Origin of the sequence: Xenorhabdus cabanillasii (assembly GCF_003386665.1) — a bacterium.
In the GTDB taxonomy this organism is placed as follows: Bacteria; Pseudomonadota; Gammaproteobacteria; order Enterobacterales; family Enterobacteriaceae; genus Xenorhabdus; species Xenorhabdus cabanillasii.
This window is the reverse complement of the sequence record NZ_QTUB01000001.1, coordinates 2,602,334-2,624,110: the sequence shown is the minus strand read 5'-3', so window position 1 is coordinate 2,624,110 and position 21,777 is coordinate 2,602,334. Positions and strand designations below refer to the sequence as shown.

Genomic DNA, 21,777 nt, shown 5'->3' with positions numbered 1-21,777 from the left:
GTTAATTGACTAACGAGCAACCGTTAAAGAGGTTTCCGTGTCCCGTACAATTATGTTGATCCCTACTGGCACCAGTGTTGGTTTAAGCAGTGTCAGCCTGGGTGTAATCCGCTCCATGGAGCAGAAAGGCGTTCGCCTGAATGTTTTTAAACCTATCGCGCAACAACGCAGCAGCAGTTCCCAAGACAGAACCACAACAATTATCCGTTCTCACTCCAGCATTCACGCTGCTGAGCCATTGGAAATGGCTTATGTGGAATCTCTTCTGACCACCAATAAAAAAGATGTGCTGATGGAAGAGATCGTGGCTCGTTACCACGCTAACACGAAAGACGCAGAAGTGGTTCTGATCGAAGGTTTGGTTCCGACTCGTAAGCATCCATTTGCGCAGTCTCTGAACTATGAAATCGCCAAGACACTGAATGCTGAAATTGTATTCGTTACTGCTCTGGGTACTCACTCCCCGGAACAATTAAAAGAACAGATTGAACTGAGCCGTGCAGAATACGGTGGAAGCAAGAACAAGAATATTATCGGTGTCATTGTCAACAAACTGAATGCCCCGGTTGATGAGCAAGGCCGTACTCGTCCTGACCTGTCCGAAATCTTCGATGAAGCAACAAAAGCCACTGTTGCTAATATTGATCCGAAAACTGTATTCAAAAACAGCCCATTGCCAATTCTCGGCTGCATTCCATGGAATTTTGATCTGATCGCTACCCGTGCGATTGACATGGCAAAACACCTGAAAGCAGACATTATCAATGAAGGTGCTATCCAGACCCGTCGTATCAAATCTGTGACTTTCTGTGCCCGCAGCATTCCAAATATGCTGGAATACTTCCGTCCTGGCTCTCTGCTGGTGACATCAGCAGACCGTCCTGATGTTCTGATCACTGCTTGTCTGGCAGCCATGAACGGCGTTGAAGTTGGTGCGGTTCTGCTGACTGGTGGTTATAAGATTGATGACTCCATCCGTGAACTGTGTGAACGTGCATTCAGCACCGGTCTGCCTGTATTCACCGTGAAAACCAATACCTGGCAGACTTCCCTGAACCTGCAAAGTTTCAGTCTGGAAGTTCCTGCGGATGACCACGAGCGTATCGAAAAACTGCAAAACTACGTTGCACAGCACATCAGCAACGAGTGGATTGATTCCCTGGCAGCCGCTTCTGAGCGTCCGAATCGCCTGTCGCCACCAGCATTCCGTTACCAGTTGACCGAACTGGCACGTCAGGCTGGCAAACGTATCGTTCTGCCGGAAGGTGATGAACCACGTACTGTTAAAGCGGCGTCTATTTGTGCTGAGCGCGGTATCGCTGAATGTATCCTGCTCGGTGATCCAGAAGAAATCCGCCGTGTGGCAGCTGCTCAGGGTATTGAACTGGGTGCCGGCATTGAAATCATTAATCCGGCTTCTGCACGTGAACGCTATGTTCCACGTCTGGTTGAACTACGTAAAAACAAAGGCATGACCGAAGTTGTTGCCCGTGAACAACTGGAAGACAACGTTGTTCTGGGCACAATGATGCTGGAACAAGGCGAAGTTGATGGTCTGGTTTCCGGGGCTGTTCACACAACGGCAAACACTATCCGTCCACCATTGCAATTAATTAAAACTGCACCAAACAGCTCTCTGGTCTCTTCTGTATTCTTCATGTTGTTGCCAGAACAAGTGCTGGTTTACGGTGACTGTGCAATCAACCCAGATCCAACCGCTGAGCAACTGTCTGAAATCGCGATTCAGTCCGCAGATTCTGCAAAAGCATTTGGTATCGAGCCTCGTGTTGCCATGATCTCCTACTCCACTGGCAATTCTGGTGCCGGCAGCGATGTAGAGAAAGTTCGCGAAGCAACCCGCCTGGCACAAGAAAAACGCCCGGATCTGATCATCGACGGCCCATTGCAGTATGATGCAGCTATCATGGCAGACGTAGCAAAATCCAAAGCACCAAACTCTCCGGTTGCTGGTCAGGCTACCGTGTTCATCTTCCCGGATCTGAACACCGGTAACACCACTTATAAAGCGGTACAGCGCTCTGCGGATCTGGTTTCTATCGGGCCAATGTTGCAAGGTATGCGTAAACCTGTTAACGACCTGTCCCGTGGCGCACTGGTTGATGACATCGTTTATACCGTTGCACTGACTGCTATTCAGGCAACTCAGCAAGAAAACGCATAATTTTTGCGTGAGCTTGTCTTCTACAATCCCGGCTAAAAGCCGGGATTGAATACTAATCACTTTGATTATATTCATGAAAATATTGTATTTATGAAAAGTTCCAGAACTTATTATGTGAAACCACGACTAACTAATGATTAATATTTCTCTGTCACCTACCTATAATGGCATTTATAAAATATTTATTTTAATCCAATAAAATTAATATTTTATTAATCATCAGGAATAATTTTTAATAACAGTAATAGATTGAAAATTAACTGACAGTTATTTATTTTCTAATATTCAAATTCTGTTAATTAATCATCTTTATACTCATTTTCTGCTGCTGTTTTTTCCGCATACGCCATAAAACTTCCAATATCACAAACCAGACAGGTGTGCCATACAATGCTATACGCGTATCATAATCAAAGATCATAATCACTACTGTGAAAGCAAAAAATATCAGGGTACACCACGTCATCGGAATACCCATTGGCATTTTATATGCAGAAACCTGATGTAAATCAGGCCGTTTCTTACGGGCCAGTAAAAGAGAAGATAGCAATTTGAAAACCAGCCAGAAACCCGATTACACCATTGAGCAAGAATACTTCTGGCTCAGTCAGGTGACGAACAGATACCACAACATCAGCAATACAACTCACTACCCAACTCATCCAATATGTCCATCCCAGAAAATAACTGGCTTTTTCCCCTAAATAATCAGCAACAAAATCAGCGAACGTGCGGTAATCCAGCTTAGTGAGCAATAGTTCTCCCATTGCTCGCATAACCATAAAGGCAAAAAAACCGATCAACAGGTAAGTCAGAATAATAGAATTGCCTGATACAGCTATAGTTTTCCCTGTTCCCATGAATAGCCCTGTCCCGATAGCTCCACCAATGGCAATTAACTGGACATGACGTTTTTCTAATCCACGGTGAAGCTTCTGTGCGCCTGTGGGTTGCTCTACAGGTGTTTTTACCGTATTCGTCATCAATAACCTCCACGGTTTTCTTTTTATTATGAATTTACATAAATCAATTACGTTATTTGCTCCAATAACAGACCTGCTCTCAGACCAATGGCAACATTGGCGTTGGGGAATAAAATAAAGTTTGCCGGGGAAATAATTTTCCAGGATTGATTTTCCTGGCTGGCGATTTCAAAACCATCCGGCAGTGCAGTGAAGTTTTTTGTATCTTCTGAAATATGAAGCTGAAAGCTACTGTCTTGTTTGATAATTGAATCGATAACGCGGTAACGTTTGATTGTCGGTTTTTCCCGTTTAACAGAGAACGAGCCCGCTACCAGATCATGTAATGCCATCGTGATATTTCTGAATTTAGTCAAATCATTCTGTCCGAAGGGATACACTTTGCCAATTTCCATCGTACAACTATCCATGTTGAAATATTGGCTGGTAAATTGACTGAATGTACCACCTTCACTTTTATGGAAAACCAGTGCATCAATATCGCTTCCCTCCAGCCATTGTAATAAATCAGCCGCATACTCACGCTGTTGGAAAGGTAATAAAGCAAATTGTTCATGACAGGAGCCACGAATAGCGGTATGCAGATCAAGGTGCCAGCCTCGTGCTGATGCCATAACCACCGGCTCCTGAAAGAATCGCTGTATCACAGATTCCAGTTCTGCCGCCCGCTCTGATTCAATCCCGGCAGAGAAATTCTGATACCGTCCACCAAACATGCGATTGAGATCATTGTGGATATAACGCTTATTTTCACGCATGGCGGGCACATTACCAAAAATCAGCAATAGGTTATGCTGCAATGATAAAGTTCCCTGCGCCAGTTGTGATAATAATTGGAGCAGAATCTCCACAGGAACCGTTTCATTACCATGTATCCCTGCGGAAATAATCAATGTATCGTTTTTCTTCTCTTGTGGAATTAGCTGTAATACACCTTCTGCCAACCATGTAGCTGTTAATGAGGGCGGGAATCTGAGCGTGTTCTTAAGATTTTTTTCACGCAGCTTCTTTTCAAGCAATAGAGAAAGTAAATCCATTTGATCTCCTGATTAACGCTGAAATTCATAGACAGAGCCGATATCAAGGATCTGAGTTAATTCATCCAGAGCAAAATAGACTTCTGTTAACAATTGTGGATCGGCCAGATCATCGGCATACAAAGAATCACGATAATGGCGTCCAACCCAGTCCGTTAAACGCAGGTACAGCTCTGGGGTCATCAGTACAGCCGGATTGACTGCTGCCAGCTCTTTCTCTTTCATGGCAACCCGAAGCCGCAGACAAGCCGGCCCGCCACCGTTACGCATACTTTCGCGCAAATCAAAAAAATGGAGTTTACTGATGGGTGAATTCCCTGACGCAACCAGAGACTGTAGATACGCTGAGACATTAGCATTTTGCCGGCACTCTTCCGGCAAAATCAGCATCATACTGCCATCAGGCTGGCTCAAGAGCTGACTGTTGAAAAGATAAGATCTTACCGCATCCTGAATGGTCACTTGCAATGCCGGTACTTCAATTGTGATCAACTTTTGCCCCAGATGTGCCAGTTTTTCCTCAAGTTCAGCCAATACAGACTGCTGATTTAAAAATGCCTGTTCATGGTAGAAAAAAACATTCCGGTTACTGACAGCAATCACATCGTTATGGAAGACTCCGCTGTCAATGGCAATGGGATTCTGCTGAGCAAAGACAGTTTGTGTCTCCTCAAGCTGGTGTAATCGTGCGATGGCCTGACTTGCTTCCAATGTCTGCCGCGCAGGATAATGTTCTGGTGTTATCCCATTCTGAAAGGCACTACGCCCATAAACAAATAGCTGCACTCCCGCTTCATCATATTCACCACAAAAACGATTATGATTTGCTGCACCTTCATCTCCCCAATCAGCATGTTGGGGTAACGGATCATGATGAACAAAATAGCGCTGATCAGAAAAGACCGCTTTTAATGCCAGGGATGTTGTGACACTTTCCAGTGAGCGGTGCAGCTTGTTATTTAAATTTGCTACCGTAAAGTGAACCCGCCGATCCCTACTATCAGCAGAAGGTGAAACTGTTGCTGCATTAGCTGTCCACATGGCAGAAGCTGAGCTGAGATTGGACAACAGTAACGGTGAATAACGTACAGCTTTGCTCAGCACCTGCTCATCACTACCAGTAAATCCAAGTTGCCGCAGAGCGGGGAGATTAGGACGTTGTTGCGGGGGCAAAACCCCCTGTACCAATCCCATATCAGACAATGCTTTCATTTTTAGTAACCCCTGAAGTGCCGCTCTACGGGGGTTAGATTCTTGTCCACGATGATTCATTGAGGCTTCATTACCCATCGACAACCCGGCATAATGATGCGTCATGCCCACCAAACCATCAAAGTTTGCTTCAATTCCCGACATAATGACCTCGGTTCTTCCTGCTGTTTATTGAAAATAATGTTGATCAGAAAAATTAAGAGCGGAAAAAATCAAGCCCCGGTACAGGGGTATCAGGCAAAGTTAATTTGTCTGTCGCCAGAGTTGCCATTGGCCAGGCACAATAATCTGCGGCATAGTAAGCGCTGGGGCGATGATTACCTGATGCGCCAATCCCGCCAAAAGGTGCTTTGCTGGAGGCGCCGGTCAATGGTTTATTCCAGTTCACAATTCCGGCTCTTGCTTCCTCTGACAAACGCTGAAAAAGACTCTCATCAGGTGATATCAGTCCCGATGCCAGACCAAACCGGGTGTCATTAGCAATAGAGATAGCTTCATCAAAATCGCCGTAGCGTTGCAGAGTCAACAGAGGGCCGAAATATTCTTCATCCGGAACCTGACCGACACCCGTCAACTCAATAATACCAGGGGTCATAAATGTAGAGTGAGGATCGGGCTGTGTTAACGTGAGCAGCGCGTTGCCTCCTAATGCTAATAATCGGGATTGAGCATCCAGTAAGCTTTCTGCCGCAGTCAAAGAGATCACTCCACCCATGAAAGGTTGAGGATCGGCATCCCAACGGGATGGAACTATCTGACGCGTTGCTTCGACCAACCGCTGGATCAATGCATCTCCCTTCTCTCCGCGTCTTACCAGCAATCTGCGGGCACAGGTACAGCGTTGCCCAGCGGAAATAAATGCGGATTGAATGATGGTATACACTGCTGCATCCAGATCCTCATAATCATCTACGATCAAGGCATTGTTGCCCCCCATCTCCAACGCCAGCATTTTTTCCGGTTGTCCGGCCAGTAAACGGTGGAAATGAAAACCGGTTGTTGCACTGCCCGTAAATAACACACCATCAATCTCGCGGTTATCCAGTAAGGCACCGCCAGTATCTTTACCTCCCTGAACGAGATTCAGCACTCCCGCAGGCAAACCCGCCCTGATCCATAAGGCCATGGTCTTTTCGGCTGTTATGGGGGTCAGTTCACTTGGTTTAAATACTAATGTGTTACCGGCAATTAATGCAGGAACGATATGGCCGTTCGGTAAATGTCCCGGAAAATTATAAGGGCCGAAAACAGCCATTACACCATGAGGACGATGCTGCAATATGGCTTTGCCATCCGGCATAATGGTTTCAGAATAACCTGTCCGTTGCTGCCATGCTTCAATGGAAATAGCAACTTTACCCATCATGGATTGAACTTCTGTCCGGGTTTCCCACAACGGTTTGCTGGTTTCTTCACTGATCACACGGGCAATTGTTTCTTTTTCCTGTGCTAATAAATCAGCAAACGTCTGAACAATAGCAATACGCTTTTCAACTGCCAGTTTTGCCCATGCCGGAAACACTCTGCGGGCTGCCTGGCAAGCTTCATCCACTTGATTAACAGAAGCACTATGTGCTTGCCATAAAACTTTCTGATCAACGGGTGAATGTTTGACAATCAATACCCCTTGCCCTGCAACCCAATTACCATCAATGTAATTTGCCTGATAATTCATTGTGAAGTTTCCTCAGAAAAAAGTGCAACACAGCGTACTGACTCCCCTTCCTCTACCTGAAGTGCATCCATTTCTGCGGAAGTCAACCTCAGTTCATTACTATTTAGTCCATAAATGTCAGCCGGATCAGGGATATTCAGTAGCAATGCTTTAAAATCCTGAAAATGTAGGTTAGAAACAATATATAGTCTGCCGTTGCACTGCCTGGAAACATTTTCACATCTTTGTACAGACACAAGCCGGCTTGCTTTTACCGCCCGTACACCATCAATATCAGCCTGTAAGATGGCACCGGCGTCAAAAATATCGACCAAATCGTGATAGGTAAAACCTTCTTTCTCTAAAATGATACGGGCTGGCACAGTATTCTCATGTACCTGCCCGATAGCCCGTTGTGCCTCTTCGGGCAACAGAGGGACATAAATCGGATGGAACGGCATTAATTCAGCAATAAATGTTTTCGCACCAATGCCTGTTAAATAATCCGCCTGTGCAAAAGGGACGTTGAAAAAGTGTTGTCCAAGCGCATTCCAGAATGGCGATTCTCCCTGTTTATTTACCACTCCGCGCATTTCCGCGAAAATAGATTTCGGGAAAAGATGACGAAAGGCCGAAATAAATAAGAACCGGCTTCTGGAAAGGAAAACACCATTGCGTCCCCCATGATAAGCAGGATCAAGGAACAAGGTACACAATTCACTGCACCCGGTATAATCCTGACCAACAATCAGTGTTTCAAAAGAGTTGTAAACACCTAATTCACGGGATGAGCGCACAGATTTCTGTACCCGGTAATTATAGAAAGGCTCCTCTAACCCAACAGCAACTTCCAGTGCACTCACCCCAATAACACGATGCTTTTCCGTGTCTTCCAGAGTAAACAAGAATCCCTGCTGTGAGCGTCCGCGGGCATCATTAAATGAATCAATACTGCGTGAAATCCGGGACGCCAAGTATTCCTGATTGTTTGGCAACGATGTTAAACCAACTCCAGCACAAGATGAGAGATTGAGAATATCCCCCAAATCCTTATGTTGAACGGATCTGAATAGCATCATGGTATCACCTCAAAACTGCTTTTATTCCTGAACAAATCGCTTGAGGACGTTTTCAAGTCGGGCAAAGCCTTCGTTGATATCCTGTTGTTCAATATTCAATGCCGGAGCAAAACGCAGCACATCTGGCCCGGCAATCAGGGCAATTAACCCTTCTTCCGCCGCGATATTGATCAGAGTCTTAGCCTTGCCCTGATATTTTTTCTCCAGCTCTGCCCCCAGTAGTAACCCCTTGCCACGGATTTCACTGAACAACGGGTAACGTTGGTTCAAAGTGGACATCTGCCGGATAAATTCATGGTGGCGCGCCTGTACACCTGCCAGAAATTCCCGCTGATTGACGATGCTCAATACCTTATGAGCAACTGCGGCTGCCAGCGGATTACCCCCGAATGTTGTACCGTGTGAACCCGGCTGGAAAACCTCTGCAATATGTTGTTTAACCAGCATAGCCCCGATAGGGAAACCACCTCCCAGCCCTTTTGCACTGGTTAATATATCTGGCTCAACACCTGTTTCTTCGTAAGCATACAGATAGCCCGTGCGACCAATCCCTGTCTGTATTTCGTCAAAAATCAGCAGGGCCTGATGTTGATCACACAGTTCCCTTAAAGCCTTCAGAAATGCCTGATCAGCGGGGATAATTCCCCCTTCACCAATAATGGGTTCAACAATAACCGCACAGGTTTTTTCAGAAATATGTGCTTTGATCGTTTCAATATCGTTATAAGGGAGGTGGGTAATTTGTTGTGGAAGCGGAGCGAAATCTTGTGAGTATTTGGGTTGCCCCCCGACTGTCACTGTAAATAATGTTCTGCCGTGAAAAGAGTTTTCAAATGAGATAATTTCGTTTTTATGGCTGCCATATTTATCCAAGGCATATTTTCTGGCAATTTTCAGTGCTGCCTCATTCGCTTCAGCACCAGAGTTACAGAAAAAAACCTTATCAGCAAAGGTACTTTCAACCAGCTCTTGTGCCAGCTTTAGAACAGGTTCATTTGTATATCCATTACCAATATGCCAGAGGTTTTCCATTTGAACACTTAACGCTTCTTTTAATTCATTATTGGCATGTCCCAATACGTTAACAGCAATCCCTCCGGCAAAATCAATGTATCCTTTTCCATCCTGATCCCACACTCTGGAACCTTCAGCTCTGACCGGAATAAAGGGAGCCGGTGAGAAACAAGGAATCATATACTGATCAAACCAACTTCTCTGAATCGTTTTCGACATTTGTTTTACCTCGAAAAAATGAACAAGAAAGACGATAATGAATCCATATTTAATAGAATATTTCTTCAAATTAATAGATAAAATCATATTTTCTATTAATTATTTCTATTGATTTCCAATTAAATTCATTCATTCGATCAATCTTTCATTTAATTTTCAAATTAATCTTCCAATACCTTTCATTGCCTCTTTTGGTTAACAATTGATCGAATCATTACCCTGATTTTTTAACAAAGTCAACACAATAAAATCACAACAAATTTACTTTATGATGTTTTTCACAATTTATAAAAACGATTTTTTCTTCAATTTATGCAATGTTTATGCATAAAAACTAAATAAAAAGAGGTATAAATTTAGCACGGACGAAAAGACAGCTTTTTTTGCTCGATAATTATTCAGTTATTGAGATGATGTTTTTTGATCAGGTGTATTAAAAAATTATTCCCCCAGAAGCAGATTACCGTTGCTTCCGGAGGATCATTTAATATTTGTAGTTACACAGTTAGTTGAAACTTATTCAGTAAATATTGATACACCTTCCTTAACTGAATTTTTATTAATGATTTCATCTTTAATAATCGAAGTAGCTTCAATGATATCCGAGTGAGAACAATGTTCAATTAATTTAATCATTAAAGGTTCAGTAACCCAGGCAGAAATATTATTATCCGGCATCTTGGCTACTAACTGATTTACCAGTACCCCAATTTCTCCTTTGTAACTTTGATCCGTTTTTCCTGCTTTAAATAAAATGATTTTTGTATAGGTTAATTTACCACTTAAGTCACAATTAATAATTTTATTTTCAAAAGGAATGGCTTCCAATACTTTATTTATATAAGAATCTTCGGCACCCATTTGCTGTAGTTTTTTTGTAACACCCTTAACAACATATGACATATCCATTTGATTTTTTAATCTTTTTAACTCATCAGTATTTATTATTGTATCTAACAAAAATACCTCGATATCTTTTGCTCCACTCTGTTCAAGTTGAAATGCAATTTCCATCGCTAATTGTCCTCCTAATGACCAGCCTAATATCCTGACAGGCTTATCAATAGAAGTTTCAGTTAAAATCAATTCTAAATAGATTTGGGCTATTTTTTCTAATGAACTAATGTGATATTCCGTAAGCAAATTATAATTATTGATGCCTATACAGTTATATACATCAGCTAATTCATTAGCCAGCGAAGTATATACCTCACTACTACAATTAGCTGCATGAACCATAAACAATTTATCTGTTGCTGTCGATTTTGGCGTTAACTGATGCAGAAGTTCACATTTAGCATGCCCATCCTCCAGCCATCCTGCTAACAAAGACACAGACCGGTAGCTGAACAATATATGCAATGGGATCTCAATCTCCATTTCACGATGAACAGCGGCGGCCAGCTTAATCGCCAGCAGGGAATTCCCCCCGATACGGAAAAAGTTATCTTCAATCCCCACCCGCGTCAGCCCCAATACCGACTGCCAGATCATACATAACCGGGTTTCCAGTGCCGTACGCGGCGCCACATACTGTTCACGGCTCACCCAGACCGGCGCCGGTAAAGCCCGGCGATCCAGTTTGCCATTCAGCGTCAGCGGCACGGACTCAATGCGGGTAAAACTGGCCGGCACCATATACTCCGGCAGGCGAGCTGACAGATGCCCAATCAGGCTGTCATCCGACACGGTATCATCCCCCTCCCCGCCCTCCGTGACCAGATAGGCCACCAGCACGCGCTCCCCCTCGTGTTCCCGGTCGATCACCACCGCCTGTTTCACCTGCGGGTGAGTCGCCAGCGCACTTTCAACCTCCCCCGGTTCAATCCGGTAACCACGAATTTTCACCTGAAAATCATTGCGTCCCAGATAATCCAGATTACCGTCCGGCCGCCAGCGCACCAAATCCCCGGTTTTATACAGCCGGGTATAGCCCAATGCGACATCTTCCGCTGTCGCAAACGGGTTCGGCACAAAACTCTCTGCCGTCAGGGCCGGCTGGTTCCAGTAACCGCGCGCCAGACAAACACCGCCAATGTACAGCTCACCCGGTGCCCCTGTCGGGGAAGGATTACCGTATTTGTCCAGCACATAGAGCCGCACATTATCAATCGCCCGCCCAATCGGCACATTACCGTGACACGCCGTGTCCGTCTCATAACAGGCGACTTCAATCGCCGCTTCTGTCGGCCCATAGAGGTTGATAAGGGCACTGTTGCCCGTCTGGATCCGGTTAAATGCCCTGACCTGCGACGCCGTCAGCGCTTCCCCGCTACAGAAAACATAACGTACTCCGGCCGGTAACTGCTGATGCATTGCCTCCAGGGTCTGGCAGAATGCCCCTAACATGGACGGGATAAAATGCAACACAGTCACGCCACTTTGCCGGATCAGTTGCTGCAACTCCACCGGCTGTTTATGTACCTCCGGCGGAGCAATCACAATACATGCCCCTGTCCAGTTCGCCGCCAGCAATTCCCACACTGACACATCAAAGGTGTACGGGGTTTTTTTGCAGTATTTTATCGGCGGGCCGGAAAGGGTAGCGCGACAACATCCAGCCCAGACGGTTCATCACACTGCGGTGAGTCAGTGCCACCCCTTTCGGCTGCCCGGTGGTGCCTGACGTGTAAATGATATAGGCCAAATCGGTGGCCCTGCTGACCGGCGGGAGATTGCCGGCAGGATAACCGGCGGTTACTGCCGGATCGTCGGCGGCAATCAGAACGGGGGCCGCCGTCAGTGCCTGTGTGCAGGCGGTCAGGGCGGGCAGATGGTGGCGCTGAGTCACCACACACGGAGTCTGTGTGTCAGTCAGAATAAAGCGGGTACGCTCCGGCGGGTATTCCGGTGAAAGCGGGACATAAGCCCCGCCGGCTTTTAACACCGCCAGAATAGCGATAATCATCGCCAGACTGCGATCCAGATATAACGCCACCGGCGTATCTGCCGGCATCGGGGTCTGGCACTGTTGCTGATACTGTGCCCGGATCACGGCAGCTAACTGATTGGCCCGTTCGTTAAGCTGGCGGTAGGTCAGGGTTTCTCCGGCAAATTCCAGGGCGGCATTATCCGGTGTGGCAGCTGCCTGCGCCTCAAATTGTTGTGACAGGGTATTCTCTGACGGGCAGGGCCTGTCCGTCTGGTTCCAGCCAGACAACAGGGTATGACGCTCCTGCGCCGACAACACGTCAAGGCGGCTCAAGGGTTGCTGTGGATCTGCCACAAAAGCAGTCAATACCTGCTGATAACCGGCCGCCATCCGGGCGATGGTCGTTTCATCAAACAGGCTGACAGCGTAATTGAACGCCCCTGTCAGGCAGGAGGCATCCTCAGCAATAAACAGGCTCAGATCAAACTTAGCCGGACTATACAGAGAATCATCCAACTGCACTGGGCTAAACGGCAAATCTGTGGCTGTTTGTAGTGTTTTCCCGGCGTCTTGCAGCCCGAACAGCACCTGAAAAACAGGATGACGGGACGCATCCCGCTCAACCTGAAGAGCATCAACCAACTGCTCGAATGGTATATCCTGATGGGCCTTAGCCTGAGCAATCACATCGTGAACGTGTTCAATCAGACGTTCCACACTGCCGGTCTGTTCCACCTGTGCCCGCAGAACCAGTGAATTAACAAACATCCCGATCAGGGATTGAGTCTGGGCATGGTGGCGGTTATCGGTCGGTGTCCCCAGTACAATATCGCTTTGCCCGGATAACCTCGCCAGCATGAGATAAAAACCACTCAATAAAACAGTGTATAGGGTGGTTTCCTGCTGTTTTGCCAATGCCTTTAGTTGGCCGGTAAGTTTACTTCCTAACGTAAAGCCGAAATTTCGTCCCTGATAATCTACCTGTACCGGACGGGGATGATCGGTCGGCAAAAGTAACGGCTCATACCCCGCCAGTGCCTGCTGCCAGTATGCCCGTTGACGTTCTCCTACTTCTCCCCGCAAATATTCTCGCTGCCAGTGGGCGTAATCACCATAAGTGATTTCCAATACGGGCAGACGGCTGTCACGGTTTTCGAGCCGGGCATGGTAAGCCTCTGCCAGCTCATGCATAAAGATATCTACCGACCAGCCATCAATGGCAATGTGATGCCACATGAACAAAAGATAGTGGCTGTGACCAACCTGGTAATGGCGCAGACGCAAACCCGGTTCTGCCATCAGATTAAATGATGTGCTCAATTCAGCATGTACTGTATGCAACAATGCCTCAACACTCGTACAGAAGTGTGACTCAATCAGAAGATCATCTTCCAGTACTTGCTGATATCCATATCCCTCATCATCGCTGCGGTATACCGTTTTCAACACATTATGACGCTCAATCACCCGGTTAATTGCGCTTTCCAGCAGAGACAATTTGACTCCTTCATGCAACTGCACCAGATAAGGAATATGGTAGGCATAAGCGCCCTGTTCAAACTGTTCAATAAACAGCATCCGCTCCTGGGCAAAGGACAAGGGATAACGGGCAAGTTCGATATGAGGGATGACTGTGTATGTCTGCTGACCAATCTGTGTGGATAATTCTGCAATCGTTTTCAATTCAAACAATTGTGCCAGTGAAACATCCATTGCCAACGTGTGGCGAATAGCCGCCGTCAGTTTAATCGCTCTGATAGAATCCCCACCAATACGGAAGAAATTATCTTTAATACCCACCTGCGCCAGCCCCAAAACTTCCTGCCAGATGGCACAAAGCTCGGTTTCCAGTGCATTGCGTGGTGCCACATAACTGTGTTGGTTGTTCCAGACCGGTTCCGGTAGTGCCCGACGATCTAATTTACTATTCAGGGTTAACGGAATAGAGTCCATACGAGTAAAGCTGACAGGCACCATATACTCCGGCAGGCAGCCAGATAAGTGACTGATCAGTTTATCGTCCGAGAGTCCCTCCTCTGCAACCAGATAGGCCGCCAGCACTTTATGACCTTCCTGCTCCCGGTCAATCACTACCGCCTGTTTTACTTGTGGATGCGCAGCCAATGCAGCTTCAATTTCCCCTAATTCAATACGGTAGCCCCGGATTTTGACCTGATAATCATTGCGTCCCAGATAGTCCAGCTTGCCATCCGGCCGCCAGCGCACCAAATCACCGGTTTTATACAGCCGGGTATAACCCCGAACCTTGTCTTCGGCTGTGGCAAATGGATTTTCCACAAATCGCTCGGCAGTCAGCTCAGGCTGGTTTAAATACCCGCGTGCTACACCCGCACCACCGATATACAATTCTCCCGGCGCACCCATCGGCGACAGATTGCCCCATTCATCCAGCACATACAGACGGGTGTTATCAATTCCCCGGCCAATGGCCAAATCATCCCCCTGCAATAAATTCTGACTGGCACACACGGTAATTTCCGTCGGGCCATACTGGTTAAACAACGTGATATGCGGCGGGATCTCCAGAATATTAAGAGTCTCCCCACCGGTATGGATCACCTGTAAAGTTGAGCGGAACAGATCTTCAGAAAAATGGTTCATCAGCGCAGTGGGAATAAAAGCCTTAGTGATTTTATGCTGATTAATAAATGCCAGCAGTTGTTCACTGTCTCCGGTTACCGCAGCAGGAGCAATATACAGGGTGGCACCGGACATCAGCACCGGGAAAACTTCAAAAACAGAAGCATCAAACACGTAATTGGAGAAAAACAGCGCTTTCACCTGTGGTGCCAGTAAATGCGTTCTGGCGATAAACTGAGTCAGATTCAGAACACTGCTGTGTTCCACCATCACCCCTTTTGGCTGACCGGTGGTGCCTGACGTGTAGATGATATAAGCCAGATCGGTCGGCTGGCTGATTAAGACCGGATTTTCTGCTGGCTGACCAGCGGTCACAGCCTGATCATCTGCCGCTATCAGAGCGGGCTGAACAGGCATTATCTCGCAGTATGTCTCTAATACCGGCAAATGCCGCTGTTGGGTCACTACACACGGAGCCTGAGTATCGGTCAGAATAAAGCGGACACGCCCGGCAGGATATTGCGGAGAGACAGGGACATAAGCACCGCCGGCTTTCAGCACCGCCAGCATACTGATCACCATTTCCAGACTGCGATCCAGATACAGAGCCACGGGGGTATCAACGGGCACCGGCGTATGATGTTGCTGCTGGTAATGTTGGCGAATCGCACAGGCCAGCTGGTTTGTCCGTTCGTTGAGCTGACGGTAAGTCAGGGTTTCTCCCTCAAATACCAGCGCAATGTTATCCGGTGTGGCTGCAACCTGTGCTTCAAACTGCTGCTGGAGTATGCGGTCTTGCGGGTACGGGATATCTGTCTGGTTCCAGCTATACAGCAGGGTATGGCGTTCTGTGTCACTGAGGAACGTTACCGATGAGATGGGCTGGTGGGGTTTCCGCGCTACCGTGGATAAAATACACTTAACCTGACGGAGCAAACGCTGTGCCTGTTCGTCCGTCAGCCAGTCTTCACCGTAACTCAGTTTCACTATCAGACTATCACCGTGTTCATAAGCCATCAGTAATACCGGATAATCTGTTTTTTCAATCGCTTTGCGGAATGTCAGTGTTTTTTCAATTCCGTCTCTGGTTTCACTCACCACAAGTGTCGGATAGTTTTCAAAAATCAGCAAACTGTGGAACAAACGTGCCCCATCCGGTTGCAGACTGGCAAGTGACACCGCACTGTGGCTGTTAAGCGCCGCAATGTCATGCTGGATTGCCTGTAAAACATCGGCTACTGTGTGTGTGGATTCCCACTGCACCATCAATGGCAACGTATTGATATACAGACCAACGCTGGCTTCGATACCATCGACCGGCACATCCCGCCCTGATACGGTTGTTCCCACAATGGTCTGTTCATCCCCGCTGTAGCTGTGCAGCAATTTATGCCAGGCAAACTGCAACACCACATTCAACGTCACGCCTTGTTCCCGGCACATTGTCGTAAGCTGTTTATAGGAACTTCCCTGTATCGTGAGTACCTGTTCGGCAGGTTTCTCTACCGCTTTTATCCGGTTCAGATCTACGTTACGGCCTAGCAGTGCCGAAAGATCATTTGCCCTGTGGAATTGAGCCTTGCGCTCAGCCCAATACATCTCAGAGGTTTGTTGATGATCAAGGTGATATTGCTGAGTCGCCAGATACGCCTTATCCGCCTCTATCCGGGGTGTCTGCCCTTGTATCAGTTGGTTGTAATAGTCATGCACAGTCTGCAATAAAACCGGGTTACTCCAGCCATCGGCAATACAGTGATGTTGGGTAATCATTACCGTCACCAGTTGGTCATGTTGCCTGATAATAGTGAAACGAATTAACCCCGGCTGGCTTAAATCAAACGGCTGTGTCCGGTCATGCTGCTGAATAGCGTCAATCGCTGCATCCCGCTCTTCTGCGGGTAATCGGCTGAGATCCTGAACAGTAAAATTGGCTGCACCAATACTCGCGCCTGCGGTCACCACCTGCAAGAGTTCTCCTTCCCAGTCAAAAGCGGTTCGCAGAATAGGGAAACGCAGGGAAGCCAGTGACCAGGCCTGCTGATAGGCGGCAAGGTCTACATTTGTGTGATAATCCAGCAATAACTGGACCCGGTAGGCGTCATCCTGCGGCTGAGCCAGATAATGATAAATAAACCCCTGCTGTAGACTGGTGGCAGGATACAGTGCCTCAACCCGGTATTTCTGCTGAAAATGGAGTAAACGCTCTATCGAAACGCCTTTAATACCGTAATCGCTGAGGGTCTTCATGCCCCCCGCTCGTGCCTGTTGCTGAGCGGTTTTAATCACCGTCAGCAGTGCCTGTTCAAACGCAGCGATAAACGTCTGTGTCTGAGGTTGTGGTAAACCCGATATCACACTGAATTGCAGTCGCCCGCTCTGAACCATGCCATTAATATTCAGCAACAGATCACTACTATTCTGACTGCCGGCCATAGCACCACAATCATCGCTGGTGAGTGACCAGTCCTGTTCTCCCGCCTCTTCCCCTAACTGACCGAGGTAGTTAAAACTGATCGCCGGCAGATTACCCGCTAAATACCCGGCCTGATGCAGAGCACCGTAACCCAGCCCTTTATTCGGCACAGCCCTGAGCATCTCTTTGGTATGGATAATAGTTTTGATAATATCGGCCTGCATTGCCAGCCGGACAGGGTACAGGGTTGTAAACCAGCCCACGGTTTCAGAAACATCCAATGTATTATCGATATGTTCCCGCCCGTGCCCTTCCAGCAAGATAAGGTTGTCCGGCCGTGAAAAACACGCCTGCAAGGCCAGCGTGAGGGCACTCAACAATAAGTCATTAATTTCGGTGTGATAACCGGCATTGGCCTCACGCAATAAAGTCTCGGTCAGTGCCTCAGAGATAGCCACCTCATGCTGACTGAGTTCCCCCGCTACAGGATAAGCCCTGCTCTCCGCCATGACCTGTTGCCAGTAGGATATTTCATCCTGATGGCATTCGGCATAGCGATGCACAGCGCTGACCCACTGCCGGTAACTGCTGGTTTTTGCCGGCAAGGTATTACTCTGTAGTGCGTCACTCTGTAGCAATAAACGCATATCTTCTGCAATGATCCGCCAGGACACCGCATCAATGATCAGATGGTGAAACGCAAAGAATAAGCGGGCGCTCCCGTCTGCATATCCGGTCAGATGCGCTGCCTGCCACAGAGGCCCGTGACAATAATCAAAGCGGCTCTGCCATTCAGTCAGTTGCTGATGTAATGCCGTTTCATCCCATTGACTGACATCACAATGCCGTAATGCAGGCAACCATGAAGGCATACCGGCCTGATAACACTGGCGGTAACCCGCTGCCGTTTCAACAAAGTGGACACGCAACATATCGTGTCGTTCAGCCAGTTGATTCAGCGCTTTTTCGATATCACCGTGCTTGATCGTACCGGGCAGGCGGATCATAAACGCCTGGTTCCAGTGGTGTGGCTGCGGTAACTGGCGGTTGAAGAAATCCTGCTGGACAGGCAATAAGCCAAATTCCCCGCTTAATTTGCCCTGTTCAGCCACCACGCTGACTGTCTGTTGCTCCTGTGTCAATATCTGTGCCAGACGGGCCACCGTTGGCGCTTCAAAAACCGACTTGACCTGAACGGTAAAACCCGCTTTCCGCAATCGGGAAACCAGCCTGATACTGACAATCGAGTCGCCGCCGATACGGAAGAAATTATCTTCAATGCCTACCTTAGCCAGTCCCAATACCTCCTGCCAGAGAGTACAAAGCTGAGTTTCCAGTGCATTGCGCGGTGCTACGTAACTGTCCCGGTTGCCCCAGACCGGTTCCGGTAATGCCCGGCGATCTAACTTACCATTCAGGGTCAACGGCACTGACTCAATGCGGATAAAGCGGGCCGGTATCATGTACTCCGGCAGACGACCGGAGAGATGTTCAGTCAGAGCGTCATCAGATATATTCCCCTCGCTCACCAGATAGGCCGCCAGCACTTTGTGACCTTCCTGCTCCCAATCAATCACTACCGCCTGTTTTACCCGCGGATGAGCCGCCAGCGCACTTTCAATTTCTCCCAATTCAATACGGTAGCCCCGGATTTTGACCTGATAATCATTGCGTCCCAGATAGTCCAGTTTGCCATCCGGCCGCCAGCGTACCAGATCGCCGGTTTTGTACAGCCGGGTATAACCCCGTGCCCTGTCTTCGTCGGTGGCAAACGGGTTGACCACAAACCGCTCAGCGGTGAGTTCAGGCTGATTTAAATACCCGCGTGCCACCCCGGCACCACCGACATACAGTTCCCCCGGCGCACCCATCGGGGACAGATTGCCCTGTTCATCCAGCACATACAGACGGGTGTTATCGATCCCCTGCCCAATGGCCCGATCGCCGTGCTGCAACAGGTTCTGGCTGGCACACACGGTAATTTCCGTCGGACCATACTGGTTAAACAGCGTGATATGCGGCGGGATCTCCAGAGTATTAAGAGCCTCTCCACCGGTGTGGATCACCTGCAAGGTTGAGCGGAATAACTCGGCAGAAAAATGGTTCATTAAGACAGTGGGAATAAAGGCTTTGGTGATCTTATGTTGATTAATAAACGCCAGCAGTTGCTCACTGTCTCCGGTTACCGCAGCGGGAGCAATATACAAGGCGGCACCGGACATCAGCACCGGGAAAACTTCAAAAACAGAAGCATCAAACACGTAATTGGAGAAAAACAGCGCTTTCACCTGCGGTGCCAGTAAATGTGTTCTGGCAATAAACTGAGTCAGATTCTGAACACTGCTATGTTCCACCATCACCCCTTTTGGCTGACCGGTGGTGCCTGACGTGTAGATGATATAAGCCAGATCGGTCGGCTGGTTGATTAAGGCCGGATTTTCTGCTGGCTGACCAGCGGTCACGGCCTTATCATCTGCCGCTATCAGAGCGGGCTGTTCCCCCAACACGTGCGTGTATTCTGCCAATGGGGCCAGGTACTGTTGCTGAGTCACTATGCAGGGTGAACGGGTGTCTTCTAAAATAAACTGAACCCGCTCTACCGGATAAGAGGGAGAGACAGGAACATAAGCGCCGCCGGCTTTCAGTACCGCCAGCATACTGATCACCATTTCCAGACTGCGATCCAGATACAGAGCCACGGGGGTATCAACGGGCATCGGCGTATGATGTTGCTGCTGATAATGTTGGCGAATCGCACAGGCCAGCTGGTTTGCCCGTTCGTTGAGCTGACGGTAAGTCAGGGTTTCTCCCTCAAATACCAGCGCAATATTATCCGGTGTCGCCACAACCTGTGCTTCAAACTGCTGCTGGAGTGTGCGGTCTTGCGGGTACGGGATATCTGTCTGGTTCCAGCTATACAGCAGAGTATGGCGTTCTGTGTCACTGAGGAACGTTACCGATGAGATGGGCTGGTGGGGTTCCCGCGCTACCGTGGATAAAATACACTTAACCTGACGGAGTAAACGCTGTGCCTGTTCGTCCGTCAGCCAGTCTTCACCGTAACTCAGTTTCACTATCAGACTATCACCATGTTCATAAGCCATCAGTAATACCGGATAATCTGTTTTTTCAATCGCTTTGCGGAATGTCAGTGTTTTTTCAATTCCGTCTCTGATTTCACTCACCACAGGTGCCGGATAGTTTTCAAAAACCAGCAGGCTGTGGAATAAACGTGCGCCATCCGGTTGCAGGCTGGCAAGTGACACCGCACTGTGGCTGTTGAGTGCGGCAATGTCATGCTGGATTGCCTGTAAAACATCGGCTACTGTCTGTGTGTTTTCCCACTGCACCATCAATGGCAACGTATTGATATACAGACCAACGCTGGCTTCGATACCATCGACCGGCACATCCCGCCCTGATACGGTTGTTCCCACAATGGTCTGTTCATCCCCGCTGTAGCTGTGCAGTAATTTATGCCAGGCAAACTGCAACACCACATTCAGTGTCACGCCTTGGTCCCGGCACATTGCCTTAAGCTGTTTATAGGTATTCCCCTGTATCGTGAGCACCTGCCCGGCAGGTTTTTCTACCGCTTTTATCCGGTTCAAATCAACGTCATGGCTTAACAGCGCCGAAAGGTCATTCGCACTGTGGAATTGGGTTTTACGCTCAGCCCAATACGCTTCAGAGGCTTGTTTGTGATCAAGGTGATATTGCTGAGTTGCCAGATACGCTTTATCCGCCTCTATCCGGGGTGTCTGCCCTTGTATCAGTTGGTTGTAATAGTCATGCACAGTCTGCAATAAAACCGGGTTACTCCAGCCATCGGCAATACAGTGATGTTGGGTAATCATTACCGTCACCAGTTGGTCATGTTGCCTGATAATAGTGAAACGAATTAATCCCGGCTGGCTTAAATCAAATGGTTGTGTCCGGTCATGCTGCTGAATGGCATCAATCGCTGCATCCCGCTCTCCTGCGGGTAATCGGCTGAGATCCCGAACAGTAAAATTGGCTGCACCAATACTCGCGCCTGCGGTCACCACCTGCAAGAGTTCTCCTTCCCAGTCAAAAGCGGTTCGCAGAATAGGGAAACGCAGGGAAGCCAGTGACCAGGCCTGCTGATAGGCGGCAAGGTCTACATTTGTGTGATAATCCAGCAATAACTGGACCCGGTAGGCGTTATCCTGCGGCTGAGCCAGATAATGATAAATAAACCCCTGCTGCAAACTGGTAGCGGGAAATATCACTTCAATTTCATTGTTACTATTTTTACTGGCGTTATTAAAATTAGCGTGATTTTCACTCAGAATAAGACTTTGAAAATCTTTTTCAGAGAAAATACATTTTGCATTTAAGAAATTTAAAATAGTTTCCCTTTTTGCTTTTACTTTATCGACCAATTGAACAGGCGGAGTTTCCCCTGAAAAGGCTAATTTTAATTTGTTTTCACAAGCCCACACTGACATGTGATTTTTATTGAGTTCTTCTAATAGCTTCAACATATC

The 21,777-nt window shown here is 47.7% G+C and carries 9 protein-coding genes and 1 pseudogene; 1 reads left to right on the top strand and 9 read right to left on the bottom strand.

From position 1 onward, the window contains the following. The first annotated feature begins 37 nt into the window (after positions 1-37). Positions 38-2,182: a phosphate acetyltransferase gene (gene pta, locus BDD26_RS12350; RefSeq protein WP_115826686.1), complete on the top strand. Its 2,145-nt coding sequence runs from the start codon at positions 38-40 to the stop codon at positions 2,180-2,182. A 295-nt stretch (positions 2,183-2,477) separates the two neighbouring features. Here the strand turns inward: pta and BDD26_RS20215 are convergent, their stop codons facing one another. The 9 genes and pseudogenes from BDD26_RS20215 to BDD26_RS19570 form a co-directional block, all read right to left on the bottom strand. Further along, complete coding sequence (locus BDD26_RS20215) at positions 2,478-2,732, bottom strand: hypothetical protein (protein WP_244922728.1); 255 nt, start codon at positions 2,730-2,732, stop codon at positions 2,478-2,480. Next, positions 2,710-3,165, bottom strand: a pseudogene (locus BDD26_RS20210) (amino acid transporter); the annotation flags it as partial. The pseudogene BDD26_RS20210 and the gene BDD26_RS20215, both read right to left, overlap by 23 nt. A gap of 47 nt (positions 3,166-3,212) precedes the next feature. Further along, a complete protein-coding gene (gene astE / locus BDD26_RS12340) occupies positions 3,213-4,202 on the bottom strand; it encodes a succinylglutamate desuccinylase (protein ID WP_115826685.1) in 990 nt (329 codons plus the stop codon). 12 nt (positions 4,203-4,214) lie between these two features. Then, positions 4,215-5,558, bottom strand: coding sequence for an N-succinylarginine dihydrolase (gene astB, locus BDD26_RS12335; RefSeq protein ID WP_115826684.1), 1,344 nt, complete (start codon positions 5,556-5,558; stop codon positions 4,215-4,217). 52 nt (positions 5,559-5,610) lie between these two features. After that, a complete protein-coding gene (gene astD, locus BDD26_RS12330) occupies positions 5,611-7,089 on the bottom strand; it encodes a succinylglutamate-semialdehyde dehydrogenase (RefSeq protein WP_115826683.1) in 1,479 nt (492 codons plus the stop codon). Beyond that, positions 7,086-8,147: an arginine N-succinyltransferase gene (astA, locus tag BDD26_RS12325; protein ID WP_038268236.1), complete on the bottom strand. Its 1,062-nt coding sequence runs from the start codon at positions 8,145-8,147 to the stop codon at positions 7,086-7,088. Before astA ends, astD begins: the two co-directional genes overlap by 4 nt. A gap of 21 nt (positions 8,148-8,168) precedes the next feature. Then, positions 8,169-9,380, bottom strand: coding sequence for an aspartate aminotransferase family protein (locus BDD26_RS12320; RefSeq protein WP_115826682.1), 1,212 nt, complete (start codon positions 9,378-9,380; stop codon positions 8,169-8,171). 516 nt (positions 9,381-9,896) lie between these two features. Beyond that, positions 9,897-11,864: an AMP-binding protein gene (locus BDD26_RS20520; RefSeq protein ID WP_147299017.1), complete on the bottom strand. Its 1,968-nt coding sequence runs from the start codon at positions 11,862-11,864 to the stop codon at positions 9,897-9,899. Positions 11,865-11,871: 7 nt separating this feature from the next. After that, positions 11,872-21,774, bottom strand: a complete 9,903-nt coding sequence (locus BDD26_RS19570) for a non-ribosomal peptide synthetase (RefSeq protein WP_280524518.1) — start codon at positions 21,772-21,774, stop codon at positions 11,872-11,874. Positions 21,775-21,777: the final 3 nt, after the last annotated feature.